Source organism: Variovorax sp. WS11 (assembly GCF_010499245.1).
Classification (GTDB): Bacteria; Pseudomonadota; Gammaproteobacteria; order Burkholderiales; family Burkholderiaceae_C; genus Variovorax.
Map to the genome: position 1 here is coordinate 1,742,638 of NZ_JAAGOW010000001.1, position 20,787 is coordinate 1,763,424.

Here is a 20,787-nt window from a genome sequence, read left to right on the forward strand (position 1 = left end):
GGAAGCCCGGGCCGCCGTCACAGGCCTGAAATGCTTCCTGCGCATGCGGCGATGCCGGCGGCCGGACGCCCGCGTTTCCGCCGACGCGTTCTGATCAGACGTCAGGCGGCGGCTCGGCTGGCCCGCCGCTGCGTGAAAAACGGCGCGGCCGCCATGATCGCCAGCGCCAGGCCCCACAGCGGCCACAATCCGAAGCGCGAGACCCAGAACGCATAGGGCGTGAGCGCGGAGCGCCCTTCGACGCTTGCCACCAGCACGCCGCGTGTGAGGCGCGGCAGGGCGTGCGTGACGCGGCCTCGGTGGTCGATCACCGCGGTGGCGCCGGTGTTGGTGGCGCGCACCATTGGCCGCTGGAACTCCAGCGCCCGCATACGCGAGATGGCCAGGTGCTGGTCGATCGCAACCGTGTCGCCGAACCAGGCGATGTTGCTGACGTTGAGCAGCACGGTGGGCGCCTGCGCCTCATCGCGGAAGTTGGCGCCGATCTCGTCGCCGAAGAGGTCCTCATAGCAGATGTTGGGCGCGATGCGCTGGCCCTGCCACATCAGCGGCGGCTGCGCGAGGCCGCCGCTCTGGAAGTCGCCGAGCGGGATGTTCATCATGTCGGTGAACCAGCGGAACAGGCCCGGCACGAATTCGCCGAAGGGCACCAAGTGGTGCTTGTCGTAGCGGTAGGGCGTGCTGCGCCCGGGCCCGAAGCCCAGCACCGTGTTCGTGTAGACGCGGCCATCGCCCAGCGGCAGGCCCACGATGGCGGTCTGCTTGCTGTTGGCGTAGCGCGCCGCGATGGCGTCCAGGTAGCCGGGCGGTAGCTGCGTGGGCAACAGGGGCAGCGCGGTCTCGGGCGTTATAACCAGCGGCGCGGTGGCACGCTGCAGTTGCTCGCCATACCACTGCAGCGCGGTGGCGATGCCGCCGCTGGGGATGAACTTCTCGTCCTGCGGGATATTGCCCTGCAGCAACGCGAGCTCCAGCCGGCCGCGCGAAAGTGCCGCGTCGTCGGGTGCGCTGCGAACGGCGGCGACAAGCGCGGGCGCACCGAGGAGGACCAGCGCCAGCGCCAGCGCGAGCGCCATCGCCCGCTTCCCGCCCCGTGCGGCGCGCAGCACAGCTGCAAGGAGCGTCGCGATCGCCGCCGCGACCGCGCCCACGCCGTACACGCCGAGCCATGGCGCATAGGCCGAGAGCGGGCCATCCACATGGGCGTAACCGCCCGCGCCCCAGGGAAAGCCGGTGAACAGGCTGTTTCGCAGCAGCTCAGCCAGCGTCCAGGCCGCGGCGAACAGAAGGACCGCGCCGGCCCGATGCACGGGCGCGAAGGCCACGTAGAAGGCTGCGGCGGCGGCGTAGTACAGCGACAGGGCCGCGGACAGCGCCAGCACGGCGATCGCGGCCAGCGGCGCGGCAAGCCCGCCGTAGGTGTGCATCGAGACGAAGAGCCACCAGAAGGTGCCGCACAGCCAGGCGGTGGAGAACAGCCAGCCGTAGAGCGCCGCGCTTCGCCACGCGGGCCGCGGGTGCGTGCGCTCCCGCAGCGCGTCGAGTTGCCAGGCCAGCACCGCCAGCGAGATCAGCTGCAGCCACCACAGGGGCTGGCCGTTCCAGGGAGCCGCGATCGACGCGGCCTGCGCGAGCCCCGCGAGTCCGAAGCCCAGCGCGCGCGCCAGCGTTTTCAATCGGCCGCGTCGTCGCCGCGCGCCGGCGAGACCTTGAACCAGCGCACCGCGCCGCCCTTCGTGTGGAGCACGACGAAGTCGAAGGCGCCCAGCGCATAGTGCTCGCCGCGCTTGGGCACATGGCCCATCTCGTGCGCGATCAGGCCGCCGATGGTGTCGAAGTCCTCGCTCAACATCTCCTCGTCGAAGACGATGCCGAAGGCCTCCGCGACGCGCTCGATCGGCGTGTCGCCGGAGACGCGGTAGGTGCGGTCGGCCAGGCCGAAGATGTCGCCTTCGTCCTCGGCGATGTCGAATTCGTCCTCGATCTCGCCGACGATCTGCTCCAGCACGTCCTCGATGGTGATGAGCCCGGCCACGCGGCCGAACTCGTCGATCACGATCGCGAGGTGGTTGCGGTTGCCTCGGAACTCGCGCAGCAGGTCGTTCAGGCCCTTGCTCTCGGGCACGAAGGTGGCGGGACGCAGCAGCGCGCGGATGTTCAGCCCCGGGGCGCGCTGCAGCTTGAGCAGGTCCTTCGCCATCAGGATGCCGATGATGTTTTCCTTCTCGCCCTCGTAGACGGGGAAGCGCGAGTGCGCGGTGTCGATCACCAGGTTCAGCAGCGATTCGAAGGACGCGTCGATGTTGATCAGGTCCATGCGCGGCGCGGCCACCATCACGTCGCCGGCGCTCATGTCGGCCATGCGCAGCACGCCTTCGAGCATGACGCGGGACTCGGCGCCGATCACGTCGTTGTCCTCGGCATCGGCGAGGGTTTCGATCAGCTCGTCGCGCGAGTCCGGTCCGGGATGGATGAACTCGGCGAGCTTCTGCAGAAAACTGCGCTTGTCTTCGCGTTCAGCGGGCACGCGTTCGGGGTGAGGGTCAGCCACTGCGGGAGGGCGGAGTTGGGGGATCACAAGGATACCGGAACCCGCCGGTGACGCGTGCGCCCGCCGGTCGCCTGCCGAGGGAGCTCAGGGCGAGGACTGCTCGCGGGCGGCGCGCACGCCGCTGCGGATCTCCTGCACGGTGGCCAGGAAGGCCCAGAACTGCTTGGCGCGCGTCTTGAGCTGGAAATCGACCTCGGCGTAGTGCTCCAGCGCGATTTCGCTCATGCGGCTGTCGAAGGTGGCGTCGGGCAGCTGCAGGTGGGCTTCGGATTCGGAGCCGCTGCGCACCACGGTGGCGCCGGCATTGCGCGCGATCTTGAGCATGGCCGTGTTCTCGGTCAGCGCGTGGATGAAGAGCATGCCCACGCCCTCGTTGCGGGCCATCACCACCGCGCGCTCGAACAGACGTGCGCCATAGCCGCGGCCGCGGGCGTGCTCGGCCACCGAGACGCCGAATTCGGCGCAGTCCTTGAGCTGGTCGTCAGGGGCGAAGGCCAGATGGGCCATCGCGATCAGATCGAGACGGCGGTTGTAGATGCCGAAGAGTTCGTCGCGGTCGAAATCGAGGCCGTCGACGTAGCGCTGGATCTGCTCGTCGGAGGCGGCATAGCCGAAACGCAGGTAGCGGTCGTGGGGCTTGAGGGCCAGCAGGTGCTGGGCGATGCGCTCGCGCTCGCGCGGACCGATGGAGCGGATCGGCACCATCACGGGGGCGGGAGCGGGCGCGCGACGCGGCTGGGCTTCAACCATGGGTGCTTTCAGGAAGGAACCGATGCCGAGCGAGGCTTTGAAGAGGGCCTTGGCGGTATGCATGGCTCCAATATAAGGGTTTCCCCTTAATCAACAAGCGAGCATGGATAAAAAAGTAATCCATAAGAATACATTTTGTGGCATCCCGTAGGGAAAAATAGGCGCCCCCGTTGCTATATCGGCACGGCCGTCGTGGCTTTGACCCGGTCCAGCACGAAGCTGGTCTTGCAGTCTTGCACGCTGGGGTGCTTGAGCAGCGTGTCCATGATGAAACGGCTGTAGTGCGCCATATCGGCGACGACGACGCGCAACAAATAGTCCATTTCTCCCGTCAGCGCGGCGCATTCCACCACCTCCGGCCAGGTCTGGACGCTGGCGCGGAACAGGTCCATGGGGTTGCGCTTATGGGTTTCGGTGTGCTTTTCGAGTCGGACGTTGAGATACGCCGTGAGGCCCAGGCCCACTGCCTCGGGTTTGACCAAGGCCACGTAGCGGTCGATGACGCCGCTTTCCTCCAGCCGCCGGACGCGCCGCAGCACCGCGCTCGGCGAGAGGCTGACCTCTTCGGCCAGTTGGTCATAAGTGGCGCGACCGTCGCTTTGCAGCGTGCGCAAAATCAATCGATCCAGCTTGTCGAGTGCGCTCATTTCTCAATTTTCACAGTTTTCATGCGTTTCGCCTTCACCTTAGGCCTGATAACGCTGAAATCATGAGGGGTTGCGCTCTTACAGTTCCACACGTGGCCGGCGCAGCCCGAGCGCCACACTGAACATCCCCGCCCACCTTCCCTGGAGACACCCATGAGCACCGCCGACGCCCCCGCCTTCACCCCTTGGGACAACCCCATGGGCACCGACGGCTTCGAATTCATCGAATACGCCGCACCCGATCCGGCCGCCATGGGCGAGGTGTTCGAGCGCATGGGCTTCAAGGCGGTGGCCAAGCACCGCCACAAGAACGTTCTGTTGTACCGCCAGGGCACGATCAACTTCATCGTCAACGCCGAGCCGGATTCCTTCGCCCAGCGCTTCGCGCGCCAGCACGGCCCCAGCGTCTGCGCCATCGCGTTCCGGGTGCAGGACGCCAAGGCCGCCTACGAGCGCGCCATCTCGCTCGGCGCCTGGGGCTTTGCCGACAAGGCCGGGCCCGGTGAACTGAACATCCCCGCCATCAAGGGCATCGGCGACAGTCTGATCTACCTGGTCGACCGCTGGCGCGGCAAGAACGGTGCGCAGCCCGGCGACATCGGCAACATCGGGTTCTACGACGTCGACTTCGAGGCGCTGCCCGGCCTGACGGCGCAGCAGGCGCTGGCGCCGGAAGGCAACGGCCTGACCTATATCGACCATCTGACGCACAACGTGCACCGCGGCCGCATGAACGAATGGGCGGACTTCTACGAGCGCCTCTTCAACTTCCGCGAGATCAAGTACTTCGACATCGAAGGCCAGGTGACCGGCGTGAAGAGCAAGGCGATGACCAGCCCCTGCGGCAAGATCCGCATCCCGATCAACGAGGAAGGCAAGGAACAGGCCGGCCAGATCCAGGAGTACCTGGACCTCTATCGCGGGGAAGGCATCCAGCACATCGCGATGGGCTCGGACGACCTTTACAAGACGGTCGATGCGCTGCGCACCAGCGGCGTCAAGCTGCTCGACACCATCGACACCTACTACGAGCTGGTGGACAAGCGCATCCCGGGCCACGGCGAAAGCATCGACGAACTGCAGAAGCGCAAGATCCTGATCGACGGCAAGAAGGACGCGCTGCTGCTGCAGATCTTCAGCGAGAACCAGCTGGGGCCGATCTTCTTCGAGTTCATCCAGCGCAAGGGTGACGACGGCTTCGGCAACGGCAACTTCAAGGCGCTGTTCGAAAGCATCGAGCTCGACCAGATTCGCCGCGGGGTGTTGAGCGCCGCACAATAGTTGCTCCATCACACACAGGAGTAAGGAATGCGTCGTCTCGGCTTTTGGAGTCGCTCGTCATCGATCGCGGCTGCGGTCCTCGCGCTGGTCGGCTGCGCGATGAATGCGCAGCAGCAGCCGCAGAGCACGGCGGCATCGCATCTCGATGCGGTGCAGAAGGCGGGCGTGCTGCGCATCTGCACGCCGGGCGACTACAAGCCCTTCAGCTTTCAGAAGACCGATGCGAGCTACGAAGGCATCGACGTCGACCTGATGACGAGCTTCAGCGGCAGCCTCAATGCGAAGCCGGAGTGGATCAAGACGACGTGGGCCAACCTGCTGCCCGACCTTGCCGCGGGCAAGTGCGATCTCGCGGTGGGCGGCGTCTCGGTGACCACCGAGCGGCAGAAGCGCGCGTTCTTCAGCGCGCCCTACATGGTCAACGGCAAGACGCCGATCGCGCGCTGCGCCGATGTCGCCAAATACCAGAGCGTGGCCGCCATCGACAAACCCGAGGTGCGGGTGATCTTCAACCCCGGCGGCAGCAACGAGCGCTTCGCGCGCGCCAACTTCAAGCGCGCCAAGCTCACGATGCACGGCGAGAACGTGACGATCTTCGACGAGATCCTCGGGAACCGCGCCGATGTCTTCGTGACCGAGGCGGCCGAGGCGATCACGCAGCAGAAGCTCAAGCCGGGCCTTTGCGCGGTCAATCCCGACAAGCCGCTGCAGTACGGCGAGATGGCCTGGATGCTGCCGCGCGACGACATCGCCTTCAAGGCCTATGTCGACCAGTGGCTGCACCTGGCACAGGCCGGTGGCGAGTTCCAGCGCGTGATGGACCGCTGGCTCAAGTAACAACCCAATTGGAGCTTCCCATGGAGACGCCTTCAGGTGCGGTCATGCCCGCCGTCTACGGCCAATCAGACCGGCCGCCGCGCGGCGACTATTCGCGCGATGGCGCGGTGCTGGCCGATTACACCTGCCCGCAGGACTGGGGCAGCTACACGCCGGCCGACCATGACACCTATCGGCGCCTCTACGAGCGGCAGGCCGCGCAGTTGACCGGGCTGGCGTGCAATGCCTTCATCGCATCGCTACCCCTGCTCGGCATCAAGGACCGCATTCCGCGCTTCGACGAGATCAACGAGCGGCTTTACAAGGCAACACGCTGGGAGATCGTCGCGGTGCCGGGGCTGATCCCGGAGCTGCCCTTCTTCACGCTGCTGGCGAACCGCAAGTTCCCGGTCACGGACTGGATCCGCAAGCCCGAGGAGTTCGACTACATCGTCGAGCCCGACGTGTTCCACGATCTCTTCGGCCATGTGCCGATGCTCTTCGACCCGACCTTCGCGGACTACGTGCAGCGCTACGGGCAGGGCGGTATCAAGGCGCATGACCTGGGCGCCGGCGAAAAGCTCGCGCGGCTTTACTGGTACACGGTCGAGTTCGGGCTCATCCGTCAGGCCGAGGGCGTGCGTGCGTACGGCGCGGGCATCCTGAGTTCGGTCGGCGAGCTACGGCATGCGGTGCGCAGCGAGGAGCCACAGCGCTTGCCGCTCGACCTGCTGCGGGCCATGCGCACGCGCTACAAGATCGACACCTATCAAGCCAATTACTTCGTGATCGACAGCTTTGCTCAGCTGTTCGAGATGACGGCACCGGACTTCACGCCGCTCTACGACGCGCTCGCCACGCGGCCGGACATCGAGCCCGGCGTGCTCCTGCCGGGCGAATCCTCTATCTGAGCTGCGCGCTCCTCAGTCCTCGAGCAAGGCGAGGGTCTGCTGTCGCAGGCCTGGGACGAAGGCCATCTCCACATGTCCACGGCCCGGCGCGAGCCGGTTATCGGCATCCGGGAGTGTGGCCGTCGAGGTGGGAAACACGATGTTGTCGCAGTTCGAGTACCAGCAGGTGAACGCGACTTGGCGTGTGCTGCCGCATTCGCTCTCCATCTGCCGCATCCATTCGCCGCCGATTCGCATCTGGCGCCCGCTGGCGGTACGGCCGAAGCGCGCCAGCCAGGTTCCCCGGTGCGGCGTGCCGATGGTCACGATGCGATGCACGCGCGTCGCATCGGCACCGCGCAGCCAGGCGCGAGCCGCCAAGCCGCCCATGCTGTGGCAGATCAGTACGGGCGGCCGCCCCGTGGCCGCAGTCACGCGCGAGATCGCTTCGTCGATGCTCTGCACATAGAGCTCGATCGGGCCGAGGACCGGCTCCAGATTGACAGCCACGAAGGCATGGTTCCTCGCATGCAACGCACGTAGCCAGGGGTTCCAGAAGCCACGGTTGCAGAGGAAGCCGTGAATCAGCACCGCGCCGCGGCGACGACTGCCCTCCGGCAGATGATCGGACACGGCGCGCGAGCGGAATGGCTGCTGCCAGCAGAAGACCTGCAGAGCCGTCCGGCTTTCGGCGAGCCAGGCCCGCACGCATTGCATGACCGTCGCGCGGCTCAAGGGATCCCGGCCGCTGACGTGGTAGCTGGCCATGAGCTCCAGCGCCAGGAAGACGGCATGGCCCAGGCCCAGGACCAGCAGCCCGCCCGCTGCTACGAAGGGCCAATGCGGCCACCAAACGCTGGTCCACATGATCGCGGCCAGCAGCCAGACCAGCACGATGCATTGCTGTAGATGCGCGACCATGCGACCGACTATCGCATGCGCGACAGGATCGGGCACGACCCTAGGACAAGCCCGCTGGTGGCATCGCCAAGCTCGATTCGACAATCCGCGCCAAAGGAGATCGCATGCAATCAGCCGTTTTGAAGAGCTATCCGCCCGGTGTGCCGCAGGAGGTGCACCCGGAGCAGTACCGTTCGCTGCGCCATATGTTCGAGGAGTCCTTCCAGCGCTACGCGAGCCGGCCGTTCTCGGTCTGCATGGAGCGGTGGATGAGCTACGCGGAGCTCGACGAGCTGTCCGGGGCGCTCGGTGCCTGGCTCCAGTCGCGAGGCCTGGAGCCCGGCGCACGGGTGGCCATCATGCTGCCTAACGTGCCGCAGTTCGCCGTCACTATGGCGGGGGTGCTGCGCGCGGGGTACACCTGCGTCAATGTCAATCCGCTGTACACAGCACGCGAGCTCGAGCACCAGTTGAAGGACTCCGGCGCGACGGCGATTATCATCCTCGAGAACTTCGCCGCCACGCTCGAACAGGTGATCGAGCAGACGCCGATCAAGCATGTGGTGGTCGCGTCGATGGGCGACCTGCTCGGCGGACTCTACGGCACCTGGATCACGCTGGCGGTGCGGCACCTCGCGAAAATGGTGCCGCCCTACAAGCTGCCGCTCGACAAGGGGCGGACCGTGACGCCCTTTCCCAAGGCAATTGCGGAAGGCAAGGGGCGCACGCTCGGCCCCGACACCAGCACACTGGATTCGATCGCTTTCCTGCAGTACACCGGCGGCACCACCGGGCTCTCGAAGGGGGCCGTGCTGACGCACCGCAATATCGTCGCAGCAACACTGCAGGCCGAGGCCTGGTTCACGCCGGCGCTGGAGCGGGCGGGCGACCTGTCGAAGGTCAACAGCATTGCGGCGCTGCCGCTCTATCACATCTTTGCGCTGACACTGTGCCTGCTCGCCATTCGGCAAGGTTCGCATCTCACACTGATCCCCAATCCGCGCGACTTCGACAAGTTCATCTCCGTGCTCAAGAAACGGCCCTTTCACATGCTGCCGGCGGTCAACACCTTGTTCAACGCACTGTTGGTGCATCCGGAATTCAAGACCGTCGACTTCTCCACGCTTTTCGTCTCCCAGGCCGGCGGCATGGCCGCTTCCGAAGGCACGGCCCGCAAGTGGCTCGAAGCCACGGGCTGCCCGATGATCGAAGGCTGGGGTATGAGCGAGACCTGCGCGATCGGCACGAACAATCCGGTCTCCAACACCGCCTTCACCGGCACCATCGGCCTGCCCCTGCCGAGCATCGAGATCGCAATCAAGGACGACGAAGGGCGCTCCTTGTCACCCGGCGAGGCGGGCGAGCTCTGCATCAAGGGGCCCAACGTGATGGTCGGCTACTACAACCAGCCCGCGGAGACCGCAGCGGCGTTCACCGCCGATGGTTTCATGCGCACCGGCGACATCGCGGTCATGCAGGAGGACGGCTACAGCCGAATCGTCGACCGCAAGAAGGACATGATCCTGGTGAGCGGCTTCAACGTGTTCCCCAACGAGCTCGAGAACGTCATCTCCTTGTGCCCCGGCGTGGTCGAGTGCGCGGCGATCGGGGTGCCAGACGAGAAGCAGGGCGAGGCGATTAAGGTCTTTGTGGTGCGCAGGGATACCACGTTGACCGAAGATGCCGTGATGCGTTACTGCAATGACCAGCTGACCGGTTACAAGCGGCCCAAGCACATCGAGTTCAGGGACAGCCTGCCGAAGACGAACGTCGGCAAGATTTTGCGGCGGCAGTTGCGTCCCGGTGCGACGGCTTGAACACGCTCGCCGCGCAGTTGCGCGCGAGCGCGGCATCGACAGTACCCACTGACGGCCGCGATCAACAAGCCTCCGTCCGACGTTGCCCGCGGGCGCTTCGCATTCCAAAAGCAAAAAGCCCAACCATGTCTGGTTGGGCTTTTTGGGGCTGTAAGAGCCTGACGATGACCTACTTTCACACGGGAACCCGCACTATCATCGGCGCTGAGGCGTTTCACTGTCCTGTTCGGGATGGGAAGGAGTGGGACCACCTCGCTATGGTCATCAGGCATAAAGGGTTGCTGTGCTGAGGTTGGTCAGCACAACGAATTCATAGAGTTGGGAATCAGCTTTTGGTTTTGACTGCGTCACTTGGCATAACACCTTGATCATGCTGATCAAAGTTATAGGGTCAAGCCGCACGAGCAATTAGTATCGGTTAGCTTAACGCATTACTGCGCTTCCACACCCGACCTATCAACGTCCTGGTCTAGAACGACTCTTCAGGGGGCTCGAGGCCCCGGCAGATCTCATCTTGAAACGAGTTTCCCGCTTAGATGCTTTCAGCGGTTATCTCTTCCACACTTAGCTACCCAGCGATGCCACTGGCGTGAACAACCGATACACCAGAGGTGTGTCCATCCCGGTCCTCTCGTACTAAGGACAGGCTTCCTCAAATTTGCAGCGCCCACGACGGATAGGGACCGAACTGTCTCACGACGTTTTAAACCCAGCTCACGTACCTCTTTTAATGGCGAACAGCCCAACCCTTTGGGACCGACTACAGCCCCAGGATGAGATGAGCCGACATCGAGGTGCCAAACCCGCCGTCGATGTGGACTCTTGGGCGGTATAAGCCTGTTATCCCCAGGTAGCTTTTTATCCGTTGAGCGATGGCCCTTCCATGCAGAACCACCGGATCACTAAGTCCTGCTTTCGTCCCTGCTCGACTTGTCAGTCTCGCAGTTAAGCTCCCTTATGCCTTTGCACTATCGTCACGATTTCCAACCATTCTAGGGAACCTTCGAACTCTCTCCGTTACGCTTTGGGAGGCGACCGCCCCAGTCAAACTGCCCACCATGCACTGTCCCCCCGCCAGATAATGGACCTAGGTTTAGAACCTCAAACACACCAGGGTGGTATTTCAACGTTGGCTCCATGCGAAGCTGGCGACCGGTTTCAAAGCCTCCCACCTATCCTACACAATCTGTTCAAAGTCCAATACAAAGCTACAGTAAAGGTTCATGGGGTCTTTCCGTCCTTCCGCGGGGAACCTGCATCATCACAAACACTTCAATTTCACCGGAGAGTCTCAGGAGGAGACAGTGCCCATCGTTACGCCATTCATGCAGGTCGGAACTTACCCGACAAGGAATTTCGCTACCTTAGGACCGTTATAGTTACGGCCGCCGTTTACTGGGACTTCAATCAACCTTCGCTTGCGCCCCCGCTCATTTAATCTTCCAGCACCGGGCAGGCGTCACACCCTATACGTCCACTTTCGTGTTTGCAGAGTGCTGTGTTTTTAATAAACAGTCGCCTGCCACCGATTTTTGCACCCGTTCATGCTCCGTTGTTCGGGCTTGCACACTAACAGGGCACCCCTTCTTCCGAAGTTACGGTGTCAATTTGCCGAGTTCCTTAACGAGAGTTCTCTCGATCACCTTAGGATTCTCTCCTCGCCTACCAGTGTCGGTTTGCGGTACGGTCACCTCTCACCTCGCTAGAGGCTTTTCTTGGAACCTCGTTCAGATGAACTTCGCTACTATATTTCTCGCCATCACAGCTCAGCCTCGGTATGGGAAACCGGATTTGCCTATTTCCCAGCCTAACTCCTTGGACGCGGGATATCCAATACCCGGATGACCCCCTATCCTCCTCCGTCCCCCCCATTGCTCAAATGGTCGGAGGTGGGAATATTATCAACCTGTTTTCCATCGCCTACGCCTTTCGGCCTCGCCTTAGGTCCCGACTCACCCTACGCCGGACGAACTTCCTCAGGAAACCTTAGGCATTCGGCGGAGGGGGCTTTTCACCCCTCTTTCGCTACTCATGTCCGGCATTCTCACTTCTAAGCGCTCCCTCCAGTCGCTTTACAACTGGCCTTCACAGCCTTTAGAACGCTCTCCTACCACACTGTTCGAAAACAGTCCCGCAGCTTCGGTGACTACGTTTAGCCCCGTACATTTTCCGCGCAGGACGACTCGACCAGTGAGCTATTACGCTTTCTTTAAATGGTGGCTGCTTCTAAAGCCAACATCCTGGTTGTTTTAGCCTTCCCACATCCTTTCCCACTTAACGTATTTTAGGGACCTTAGCTGGCGGTCTGGGTTGTTTCCCTTTCGACTCGGGATCGTTATCACCCGGTGCTCTGTCTCCCAAGGATAAGTCATTGGTATTCGGAGTTTGCCTTGGTTTGGTAACCCGCCATGACCCCCTAGTCCAAAAACAGTGCTCTACCCCAAGACTAATACCTGAGGCACTACCCTAAATAGTTTTCGGAGAGAACCAGCTATTTCCAGGTTCGTTTGGCATTTCACCCCTACCCACACCTCATCCCCTGCACTTTTCAACACTGCGTCGGTTCGGACCTCCATTCAGTGTTACCTGCACCTTCATCCTGGACATGGATAGATCACCTGGTTTCGGGTCTACGACCAGCGACTGGACGCCCTATTCGGACTCGATTTCTCTACGGCTCCCCTCTTCTGGTTAACCTTGCACTGAATCGTAAGTCGCCGGTTCCATTCTACAAAAGGTACGCCGTCACCCGTTAACGGGCTCCGACTTTTGTAAACATGCGGTTTCAGGATCTTTTCACTCCCCCTCCGGGTTCTTTTCGCCTTTCCCTCACGGTACTGGTTCACTATCGGTCACTGAGAGTATTTAGCCTTGGGGATGGTCCCCCCATCTTCCGACAGGAATTTCTCGTGTTCCCGCCCTACTTTTCGTCAGGATCCACCCAGAACGTCTTTTTTTCACGTACAGGGGCTGTCACCTCCTATGGCGGGCCTTTCCAGCCGTTCCGTTAAGTCTTGTGTGCTATCACTAACAGGCTCTTCCGATTTCGCTCGCCACTACTTTCGGAATCTCGGTTGATGTCTTTTCCTCAACTGAGGTTTCAGTTCACCTCTTCGCCTCGCATTTGTATTCATCATGCGATACCTTTCGCCGGGTTTCCCCATTCAGGGAATCTCCGGATTTGCTTTCTTTGCCACTCCCCGGTATCTTAGGCTATCACGTTTCGTCGCCTCCGCCAAGGCATCCACCACATGCCTTATTCATATCCTATAACTTTGACGTTTCTTCATGGATAAGCCCATCAAGAATATGTCACCTTTCACCTGTGCGTTATGGTCTTCACAGCTCGAATTCTTCGATCAAAAGTTCATTTGACAGCAATCAAAAATTCTTGTTGCTGATGGCACGGTCCGCACTAAACCTTCATCGGTTTCCATCAGTGCTCTATGAATTTTTTAAGAACAGCCGATTGACCGAACAATCTCGATCAACAACAAAAAGCCTCGCACTCTCGTTAAATGAATCACGGTGTTGGTGGATGACGGGATCGAACTTGTGCTTACAAAGCAGGTGCTCTCCCATGAGCTAATGTCTACTGTTATCTAGTTTGGGTCTAGTTGGGCTCGAACCAACGAATGATCAAGACGGTTCAAAACCAAACAACCCATGGCCGAAACGTTCTGTTTATAAACCCATAAGTGTTATATTCCGTTTGAACGGCATTGTTTCCAGAAAGGAGGTGATCCAGCCGCACCTTCCGATACGGCTACCTTGTTACGACTTCACCCCAATCATCGAACCCTGCCTTCGGCGGCTGGCCTCCTTGCGGTTAGGCTAACTACTTCTGGCAGAACCCGCTCCCATGGTGTGACGGGCGGTGTGTACAAGACCCGGGAACGTATTCACCGTGACATTCTGATCCACGATTACTAGCGATTCCGACTTCACGCAGTCGAGTTGCAGACTGCGATCCGGACTACGACTGGTTTTATGGGATTAGCTCCCCCTCGCGGGTTGGCAACCCTTTGTACCAGCCATTGTATGACGTGTGTAGCCCCACCTATAAGGGCCATGAGGACTTGACGTCATCCCCACCTTCCTCCGGTTTGTCACCGGCAGTCTCATTAGAGTGCCCAACTAAATGTAGCAACTAATGACAAGGGTTGCGCTCGTTGCGGGACTTAACCCAACATCTCACGACACGAGCTGACGACAGCCATGCAGCACCTGTGTTACGGTTCTCTTTCGAGCACTAAGCCATCTCTGGCAAATTCCGTACATGTCAAAGGTGGGTAAGGTTTTTCGCGTTGCATCGAATTAAACCACATCATCCACCGCTTGTGCGGGTCCCCGTCAATTCCTTTGAGTTTCAACCTTGCGGCCGTACTCCCCAGGCGGTCAACTTCACGCGTTAGCTTCGTTACTGAGTCAGTGAAGACCCAACAACCAGTTGACATCGTTTAGGGCGTGGACTACCAGGGTATCTAATCCTGTTTGCTCCCCACGCTTTCGTGCATGAGCGTCAGTGCAGGCCCAGGGGATTGCCTTCGCCATCGGTGTTCCTCCGCATATCTACGCATTTCACTGCTACACGCGGAATTCCATCCCCCTCTGCCGCACTCCAGCAATGCAGTCACAGATGCAGTTCCCAGGTTGAGCCCGGGGTTTCACAACTGTCTTAAGAAACCGCCTGCGCACGCTTTTACGCCCAGTAATTCCGATTAACGCTTGCCCCTACGTATTACCGCGGCTGCTGGCACGTAGTTAGCCGGTGCTTATTCTTACGGTACCGTCATGAGCCCTCTTTATTAGAGAAAGCCTTTTCGTTCCGTACAAAAGCAGTTTACAACCCGAAGGCCTTCATCCTGCACGCGGCATGGCTGGATCAGGCTTGCGCCCATTGTCCAAAATTCCCCACTGCTGCCTCCCGTAGGAGTCTGGGCCGTGTCTCAGTCCCAGTGTGGCTGGTCGTCCTCTCAGACCAGCTACAGATCGCAGGCTTGGTGAGCCTTTACCTCACCAACTACCTAATCTGCCATCGGCCGTCCATTCGCGCAAGGGTTGCGGTCCCCTTTTATGTTTTCATCCGTAGATCTCATGCAACCATCCGGCACAGCTTTCGCTGCGTTATCCCCCACGATTGGGGCACGTTCCGATGTATTACTCACCCGTTCGCCACTCGCCACCAGGATTGCTCCCGTGCTGCCGTTCGACTTGCATGTGTAAGGCATGCCGCCAGCGTTCAATCTGAGCCAGGATCAAACTCTATAGTTCGATCTTGAATTTAACGTCTCTCGCGAGACAAACTCATAAAAACGGAATTGAAGTGAACTTCACTTCTATTCTCATGAGCATTTAAAGCCTGAAAGGCTTCGTTCCGAAGAACTTGGCCATTCGCCTCAAACGCCCACGCTTATCGGCTGTATATTTTTAACGATCCCCGCAAGCCCGACACATCCCTGTGCCTTTCTTGCTCACCTCGCTGCGATCAGCGAAGCCTTAGATTAATTACACGGTTTTTGAAGAACCACCAAACTTTTTTGAAGTTTTTTATTTTTTTTAAGAACCCGCCAACCTCTCGATCAACTCGGCCCCCGCCAAAACCCCTCACCCACCCACCACCACAGCCAGCAAAACCCCCCTGAGAGCTTCAACTGCCTGCCGTCTTGAGCGGAGCCCTCGATTATGACACGGTTTTTAAAGACCCGCCACTTTCGAGGCCTGCTTTCTTCCGACTCTCTCGGCGCTTCCTTGAAGCGCAAAGTGATGTCGTTTTCAGCAGAGCCCACGAGTATATGCCAAGTTCTTGCCTCGCAACATCGGCATCGAAAACTGAACGGCACATGTCGACCCTCATCTCCTTCAGGGCGCCCCCGCCGGGGCTTCCGCCAAGGCCATCGACAGCCGCTCCGATAATCCGCGCCACATGGCACTCATCACACTCCTCGACGCACAGTTGGCGTTCGGACACGTCCCGCTACTCGATCATGCGGACTTCTCGCTTCTCGAATCCGAGCGCATCGGCTTGATCGGCCGTAACGGCGCAGGCAAGTCTTCCCTTCTGAAAATCCTGGGCGGACTGGAGAAGCCCGACGACGGCACGCTCCAGGCCCAGCAGGGCTTGCGCGTCGCGTACGTGGCCCAGGATCCCCAACTGGACCTGGACGCCGACGTGTTCACGGCCGCCAGCACCGGCTTGGCCGATGCCATCGCTCTTCGTGAGCAATATCTCTCCGGAGCCCCGGGCATCGACCTCGACGCGCTGCAATCGCAGATCGAAGCCTTCGACGCCTGGAACTGGGAGCAGCGCGTCGAGGAGACCCTGCATCGCCTGCACCTCGACGGCAGCGCGCGCGTGGGCGAGCTCTCGGGCGGGACCCGCAAGCGCGTGGCCCTCGCACAGGCTCTGGTGGCCGCGCCCAACGTGCTGCTGCTCGACGAGCCAACCAACCACCTTGACCTGGACTCGATCGAATGGCTCGAGCAGTTGCTAATCGACTTCAAGGGCAGCGTCGTCACCATCACGCACGACCGCAGCTTCCTAAACCGCGTGGCGACCCGCATCGTGGAGCTGGATCGCGGCAAGCTCAGCTCCTATCCAGGCAACTTCGAGCAGTACCTGGCGCAAAAGGAGGAGCAACTCGCCCAAGAAGCGATCATCAGTGCCAAGGCCGACAAGCTCCTTGCCCAAGAGGAAGTCTGGATCCGCAAGGGCGTGGAGGCCCGCCGCACCCGCAGCCAGAGCCGCATCAATCGTCTCGAGGCGCTGCGCGCCCGGCGCACCGCCCGGCGCGAAGTGCTCGGCAGCGTCAACATGGACGTGGCTTCCGGCCAGTCCAGCGGGAAGATCGTCGCGGAACTGACGGGCGCGACCAAGGCCTTTGGGGCCAAGACCGTGATCCGCAACTTCAGCGGCACCATTCTGCGCGGCGACAAGGTCGGCCTGCTGGGACCGAACGGCGCCGGCAAGACCACGCTGCTGAAGCTCATCCTCGGCGAGCTCGAGCCGGACAGCGGCAAGATCCGCCGCGGCACCAATCTGCAGGTCGCCTATTTCGACCAGATGCGCGACGCGCTGCAGCTCGATGCCACGCTGGAGGACTTCATCAGCCCGGGCAGCGAATGGATCGAGATCGGCAACCAGCGCAAGCACGTCAAGAGCTACCTCGCCGACTTCCTGTTCTCGCCGGCGCGCGCACACTCGCCGGTACGCTCACTGAGCGGCGGCGAGCGCAACCGCCTGCTGCTCGCGCGCCTGTTCGCGCGCCCGGCCAATGTGCTGGTGCTCGACGAACCGACGAACGACCTCGACATCGACACGCTCGAGCTGCTCGAGGATCTGCTGCAGAACTACGACGGCACTGTCTTCCTGGTGAGCCACGACCGCACCTTCCTCGACAACGTGGTGACCAGCATCGTCGCCTTCGAAGGCGACGGCCTCTGGCGCGAATACGAAGGCAGTGTGGAAGACTGGATGACCCAGTCCAAGCGCGCTCGCGAGATCGCCGCCCAGAGCGCCCCGGATTCACCCACGCCCGCACCCGTGGCAGCGCCCCCAGCGCCGGCGGCGGCCCCGCGCCCGGGAACGCGCAGAAAGCTCAGCTACAAGGAGCAGCGCGAGTTCGAGACCCTGCCCGCACGGATCGCCGAACTCGAGGAGGAGCAGAAGCGCATCACCGAAGTCCTGGAACTCGACGGCGGCGCGATCTACGCCAGCGAGGCTTCGCGCGCCGCCGAGCTCGCGCAACGCCACGCGCAGGTCGACGAGGAATTGCTGGCGGCGATGGAGCGCTGGGAAGAGCTCGATTCGGCACGACAGGGGTAGCCGACGGCGCCTTCGTCCGACGCACAACGGGCCGCGGCTGCGCTATACAGAGCCGGTCCAGGCTCCGATCGGGCTACATGATTTCATTGAAGGCCTTCCATCCCTCCGCGACCGCATGGCGACGCTGCGGCGCGGCCCTGTTCTCGGCCTTCCTCTTTCTGTCGGCCTGCGCCGAACTTCCGCAGAACGTGCACAGGCCGGTATCCACCGCGCTCGCCTCCCCCTCCGGCACGCCGCTGGCGGCCCTGGTCCAGCAGCGCCGCCAAGCCGCCTCGGCGCGCAACGAGTCCGGCTTCATGCTGCTCGACGGACCGCCGGCCGCCTACGGCAGCCGCCTCGCGCTGGCCGAGGGTGCGCAGAAGACGCTCGATCTGCAGTACTACGCGATCCATGCCGACGCCAGCACCGGACGCCTGCTAGCCGCAGTGCGCGAAGCGGCCCGTCGCGGGGTGCGCGTGCGGGTCCTGCTGGACGACTTCCACAGCACCGGCCGCAATGCACTGGTGATGCGCCTTGCCTTCGTGCCCAACATCGAGATGCGGATGTTCAATCCGGTACCCGGCCCGCGCGGTTCGAGCCTGGCCCGGATGTTCAACGCCGTCGAGGACGCCTCACGCATCCAGCAACGCATGCACAACAAGCTCTTCATCGCCGACAACGTTCTCGGGGTGACGGGCGGGCGCAACCTCGGCGACGCCTATTTCGGCAATGCCCAGGCGGGCAACTTCGTGGACATGGACGTTCTGGCGGCCGGCCCGATCGTGCAGGACCTGTCGCGCAGCTTCGATGCCTACTGGAACAACGAGCGCGCCTATCCCGTTCAATCGCTGGTGACACCGAAGGAACTCGATGCGCTGCGCGATGAAGCGCGCAGCGAGCGCGACAAGGAAACGAACACGGGCGCTGCCCGGCCGCCCGACGGCGAGCCGCGGCCGCGCAACGCCGCGCCGACGGCCGAGCAGCAGAACCGCGCCTGGGACGAGAAGCCGATGGACCTGCGCACGGCCAGCTTCGTCTGGGCACCCGCCGTGGTGCTGGTCGACAAGCCGGCCAAGATCCCGGCGGACACGCCGCGCGGCGTGGCCGGCACCGGCAAGGCGCCCGGCCTCGTGGTGGCGCAACAGGGTCAGCGCCGGACAGGCGCGGCGCCCCGAGGCTCGCTCGACGGCGCAGCCGATGCCGCCGCCAATGGCGACACGGTGGTCGAAGGGCTGCTCCAGCTGATCGGCCAGGCCCAGCGCGAGCTCCTGATCATCTCGCCCTACTTCGTGCCGGGCCCGGACATGAAGAAGGCGTTCGCCTCGGCACTGGCCCGCGGCGTCAGGATTCGCGTGCTGACCAATTCCCTCGCCTCCAATGACGCGCCCGTGGCCCATGTCGGCTACGCGCGGCATCGCGAAGAACTGCTGGCGATGGGCATCGGCTTGTACGAGCTGCGCAGCGAACAGGCCGGCCTGGGCAGCGCCTTCGGCTCCAACGGCAGCGGCAGCACGCCGGGCGAATCCCGCTCGATGCTGCATTCCAAGGTGCTGGTGATGGACGGGCGGCTGCTGGTGGTCGGATCGATGAACCTCGATCTGCGCTCGCAACTGCAGAACACCGAGATCGCACTGCTGATCCGCAGCAACGAGCTCTGCGGCGCCGCCGCCGGCCAGATCGAGACCGCGATGAACACCGGCTCCTGGCGCGTCGAGCAGAGCAACGGCCGCCTGGTCTGGCGCGCACCGCAGAACAGCGGCCTGGAGGACAGCACGACCGAGCCGGACGCGAGCGCCGGCCTGCGCCTGCTCCTCAGGCTGTTCGGCCCCTTCGCACCTGACAGGCTGCTCTGAGGCGCACCCTCAAAGCTGCGCCCGTACTCGCACGAACACCTTCCAGAAAGTGGCGTCCTGCGCGGTCGCGAAGTTGATGCGCATCAAGGTGCTCGGCGGCCGCCGGGCGTGGAACAGCGAGCCGGGCGCGAGCAGGTAGCCCTCGTCGAGCATGCGCTGAGTGAGCGCATCGGTGTCGACGCCGGTGTCCACCCAGCCGAACAGCCCCGCCGGCTCGGAAGCCAGCGTGCAGCCGGCCGCCAGCGCCAGCTTCACCGTACGCCCGCGCGCGCCATCCAGGCGCAGGCGCACGCGCTCGGCGTGGCGCCGCAGCTGCCCCTGGTCGATGCACCAGGCGAGCGCTCGCTCGAAGAGCGACGGCGTGGTGAGCGTGGCCAGCAGCTTGGTCTCGAGCATCCGGCCCACGAGCTCCGGCGAGGCCGCGAGGAAGCCGATGCGCCAGTTGGGCGCGAGGATCTTCGCGAAGCCGCTCACGTACACGGTGCGCTGAAGCCCGTCCAGTGCGCACAGGCGGGTGGCGTGTTCCGGCGCCAGGTGGCTGTAGGTGTCGTCCTCGACGATGTGAAAGCCGTGCTGGTTGGCCAGCTGCAGCACCCGGTGTGCGCTGCCCGGCGTCAGGCTGTAGCCGGTCGGGTTGTGCAGCACGCTCACGCTCACGAAGAGCTTGGGCTTGTGGCCGTCCCCTGCATTGCAGTAGCGCTCCATGACCTCCAGGTCGGGTCCGTCGGCCTTGCGCGGCACCGGCAGGATGCGCATGCCCAGCATCTCGAGGCGCGCGAACTCCAGCGCCCAGCCGGGCTCCTCGACCATGACCGGATCGCCGGGGCGCAGCAGCGTGCGGCTGACGATGTCGAGTGCATGCGTGGCGCCGACCGTGGTCACGATCTGGTCCGCGCCGGCCGGCACGTTGATGCTGGCGAGCTTGGCGGCCAGGCTGCGCCGCAGACCGCTGTCGCCCGCGGGCTCGCCGTATTGCAGCGAGAAGTCCTGCAGCGCCCGGGTGCTGGTCATGCGCCGCACGGCGGCGGCAGTAAAGGGCGACTCCAGCCACTCCGCGGGAAACACGCCCATGCCCGGCTGCGGCTTGTCGCTGGGGCGGTGGAACATGCCGCGGATCAGCGTGCTCGCGTCCGCCGGTACAGGCTGCGACGCGAGCGGCTCGGCCAGCGGACCCAGGGTCGCCAGCGCCGGCCCTGCTTGGGCCGCGATCGCGTCACGCACGAAAAAGCCGCGCTGGCGGCGTGCTTCGACGAGCCCCTGCGCCAGCAGCTGGTCATAGGCCGCGACCACCGTGTGCGGGCTCACGCCCTGCTGCCGCGCGCATTCGCGCACCGAGGGCAGGCGCGCCCCGGGCGCCAGCAGGCGCGTGCGGATCCGCTCGGCAAAGCGGCCGGCCAGCTGCTCCGTCAACGACTGGGTGGAGGTTCGTGTCAGCATGCGCGTGTGTGCTCTGTGTCGACGATCTGACCGATACAGGC

The 20,787-nt window shown here is 62.8% G+C and carries 12 protein-coding genes and 3 rRNA genes; 6 read left to right on the plus strand and 9 right to left on the minus strand.

Annotation, left to right across the window (positions count from 1 at the left end; all coding sequences use genetic code 11):
- Positions 1-101 precede the first annotated feature (101 nt).
- The 4 genes from lnt to GXN78_RS08810 form a co-directional block, all read right to left on the minus strand.
- Positions 102-1,676: an apolipoprotein N-acyltransferase gene (gene lnt, locus GXN78_RS08795; protein WP_106557659.1), complete on the minus strand. Its 1,575-nt coding sequence runs from the start codon at positions 1,674-1,676 to the stop codon at positions 102-104.
- Positions 1,673-2,551, minus strand: a complete 879-nt coding sequence (locus GXN78_RS08800) for a transporter associated domain-containing protein (RefSeq protein ID WP_106557658.1) — start codon at positions 2,549-2,551, stop codon at positions 1,673-1,675. The genes lnt and GXN78_RS08800 overlap by 4 nt, the downstream gene beginning before the upstream one ends.
- A gap of 84 nt (positions 2,552-2,635) precedes the next feature.
- Entirely contained in the window at positions 2,636-3,364 is a 729-nt protein-coding gene (locus GXN78_RS08805) for a GNAT family N-acetyltransferase (protein ID WP_106557657.1), read from the minus strand.
- 110 nt (positions 3,365-3,474) lie between these two features.
- Entirely contained in the window at positions 3,475-3,948 is a 474-nt protein-coding gene (locus tag GXN78_RS08810) for an Lrp/AsnC family transcriptional regulator (RefSeq protein ID WP_106557656.1), read from the minus strand.
- Positions 3,949-4,101: 153 nt separating this feature from the next.
- Between GXN78_RS08810 and hppD the strand changes: the two genes are divergently transcribed.
- Genes hppD through phhA form a run of 3 tightly spaced genes read left to right on the plus strand, consistent with a single transcriptional unit; the run spans position 4,102 to position 6,956 of the window.
- Positions 4,102-5,229 carry a 4-hydroxyphenylpyruvate dioxygenase gene (hppD, locus tag GXN78_RS08815; protein ID WP_106557655.1) on the plus strand — a complete coding sequence of 376 codons (1,128 nt, stop codon included), beginning with the start codon at positions 4,102-4,104 and terminating at the stop codon, positions 5,227-5,229.
- Positions 5,230-5,256: 27 nt separating this feature from the next.
- On the plus strand, positions 5,257-6,066 hold the full coding sequence (locus tag GXN78_RS08820) for a transporter substrate-binding domain-containing protein (RefSeq protein WP_106557654.1): 810 nt from the start codon (positions 5,257-5,259) through the stop codon (positions 6,064-6,066).
- A gap of 20 nt (positions 6,067-6,086) precedes the next feature.
- A complete protein-coding gene (gene phhA, locus GXN78_RS08825) occupies positions 6,087-6,956 on the plus strand; it encodes a phenylalanine 4-monooxygenase (protein WP_106557653.1) in 870 nt (289 codons plus the stop codon).
- Positions 6,957-6,968: 12 nt separating this feature from the next.
- On the opposite strand, the gene GXN78_RS08830 is transcribed toward phhA, so the two are convergent.
- Positions 6,969-7,856, minus strand: coding sequence for an alpha/beta fold hydrolase (locus GXN78_RS08830; protein ID WP_106557652.1), 888 nt, complete (start codon positions 7,854-7,856; stop codon positions 6,969-6,971).
- Positions 7,857-7,960: 104 nt separating this feature from the next.
- Here GXN78_RS08830 and GXN78_RS08835 point away from each other — a divergent pair, with 104 nt between their 5' ends.
- Positions 7,961-9,652 (plus strand): AMP-binding protein, encoded by a 1,692-nt coding sequence (locus GXN78_RS08835; protein WP_106557651.1) that lies wholly within the window; start codon positions 7,961-7,963, stop codon positions 9,650-9,652.
- Positions 9,653-9,808: 156 nt separating this feature from the next.
- Here GXN78_RS08835 and rrf read toward each other — a convergent pair.
- From rrf to GXN78_RS08850, 3 genes are all read right to left on the minus strand, one after another.
- A 5S ribosomal RNA gene (gene rrf / locus GXN78_RS08840) occupies positions 9,809-9,921 on the minus strand.
- Between the two features lie 118 nt (positions 9,922-10,039).
- Positions 10,040-12,920, minus strand: a 23S ribosomal RNA gene (locus tag GXN78_RS08845).
- A gap of 464 nt (positions 12,921-13,384) precedes the next feature.
- Positions 13,385-14,926 (minus strand): 16S ribosomal RNA (locus tag GXN78_RS08850).
- Together the 16S, 23S and 5S rRNA genes form the textbook arrangement of a ribosomal RNA operon.
- Before the next feature lie 652 nt (positions 14,927-15,578).
- Here GXN78_RS08850 and GXN78_RS08855 point away from each other — a divergent pair.
- Both GXN78_RS08855 and GXN78_RS08860 read left to right on the plus strand, forming a co-directional pair.
- Complete coding sequence (locus GXN78_RS08855) at positions 15,579-17,477, plus strand: ATP-binding cassette domain-containing protein (RefSeq protein WP_106561191.1); 1,899 nt, start codon at positions 15,579-15,581, stop codon at positions 17,475-17,477.
- 77 nt (positions 17,478-17,554) lie between these two features.
- A complete protein-coding gene (locus GXN78_RS08860; protein ID WP_106561192.1) occupies positions 17,555-19,309 on the plus strand; it encodes a phospholipase D family protein in 1,755 nt (584 codons plus the stop codon).
- A gap of 9 nt (positions 19,310-19,318) precedes the next feature.
- Here the strand turns inward: GXN78_RS08860 and GXN78_RS08865 are convergent, their stop codons facing one another.
- Complete coding sequence (locus GXN78_RS08865) at positions 19,319-20,746, minus strand: PLP-dependent aminotransferase family protein (protein WP_106561193.1); 1,428 nt, start codon at positions 20,744-20,746, stop codon at positions 19,319-19,321.
- Positions 20,747-20,787 lie beyond the last annotated feature (41 nt).

What these genes read in the sequence shown, in the direction of transcription:
- GXN78_RS08805 (WP_106557657.1), bottom strand. Translation starts at nt 3,364, where the DNA reads ATGCATACCGCCAAGGCCCTCTTCAAAGCCTCGCTCGGCATCGGTTCC.
- GXN78_RS08810 (WP_106557656.1), bottom strand. Translation starts at nt 3,948, where the DNA reads ATGAGCGCACTCGACAAGCTGGATCGATTGATTTTGCGCACGCTGCAA.
- hppD (WP_106557655.1), top strand. Translation starts at nt 4,102, where the DNA reads ATGAGCACCGCCGACGCCCCCGCCTTCACCCCTTGGGACAACCCCATG.
- GXN78_RS08820 (WP_106557654.1), top strand. Translation starts at nt 5,257, where the DNA reads ATGCGTCGTCTCGGCTTTTGGAGTCGCTCGTCATCGATCGCGGCTGCG.
- phhA (WP_106557653.1), top strand. Translation starts at nt 6,087, where the DNA reads ATGGAGACGCCTTCAGGTGCGGTCATGCCCGCCGTCTACGGCCAATCA.
- GXN78_RS08830 (WP_106557652.1), bottom strand. Translation starts at nt 7,856, where the DNA reads ATGGTCGCGCATCTACAGCAATGCATCGTGCTGGTCTGGCTGCTGGCC.
- GXN78_RS08835 (WP_106557651.1), top strand. Translation starts at nt 7,961, where the DNA reads ATGCAATCAGCCGTTTTGAAGAGCTATCCGCCCGGTGTGCCGCAGGAG.
- GXN78_RS08855 (WP_106561191.1), top strand. Translation starts at nt 15,579, where the DNA reads ATGGCACTCATCACACTCCTCGACGCACAGTTGGCGTTCGGACACGTC.
- GXN78_RS08860 (WP_106561192.1), top strand. Translation starts at nt 17,555, where the DNA reads ATGATTTCATTGAAGGCCTTCCATCCCTCCGCGACCGCATGGCGACGC.
- GXN78_RS08865 (WP_106561193.1), bottom strand. Translation starts at nt 20,746, where the DNA reads ATGCTGACACGAACCTCCACCCAGTCGTTGACGGAGCAGCTGGCCGGC.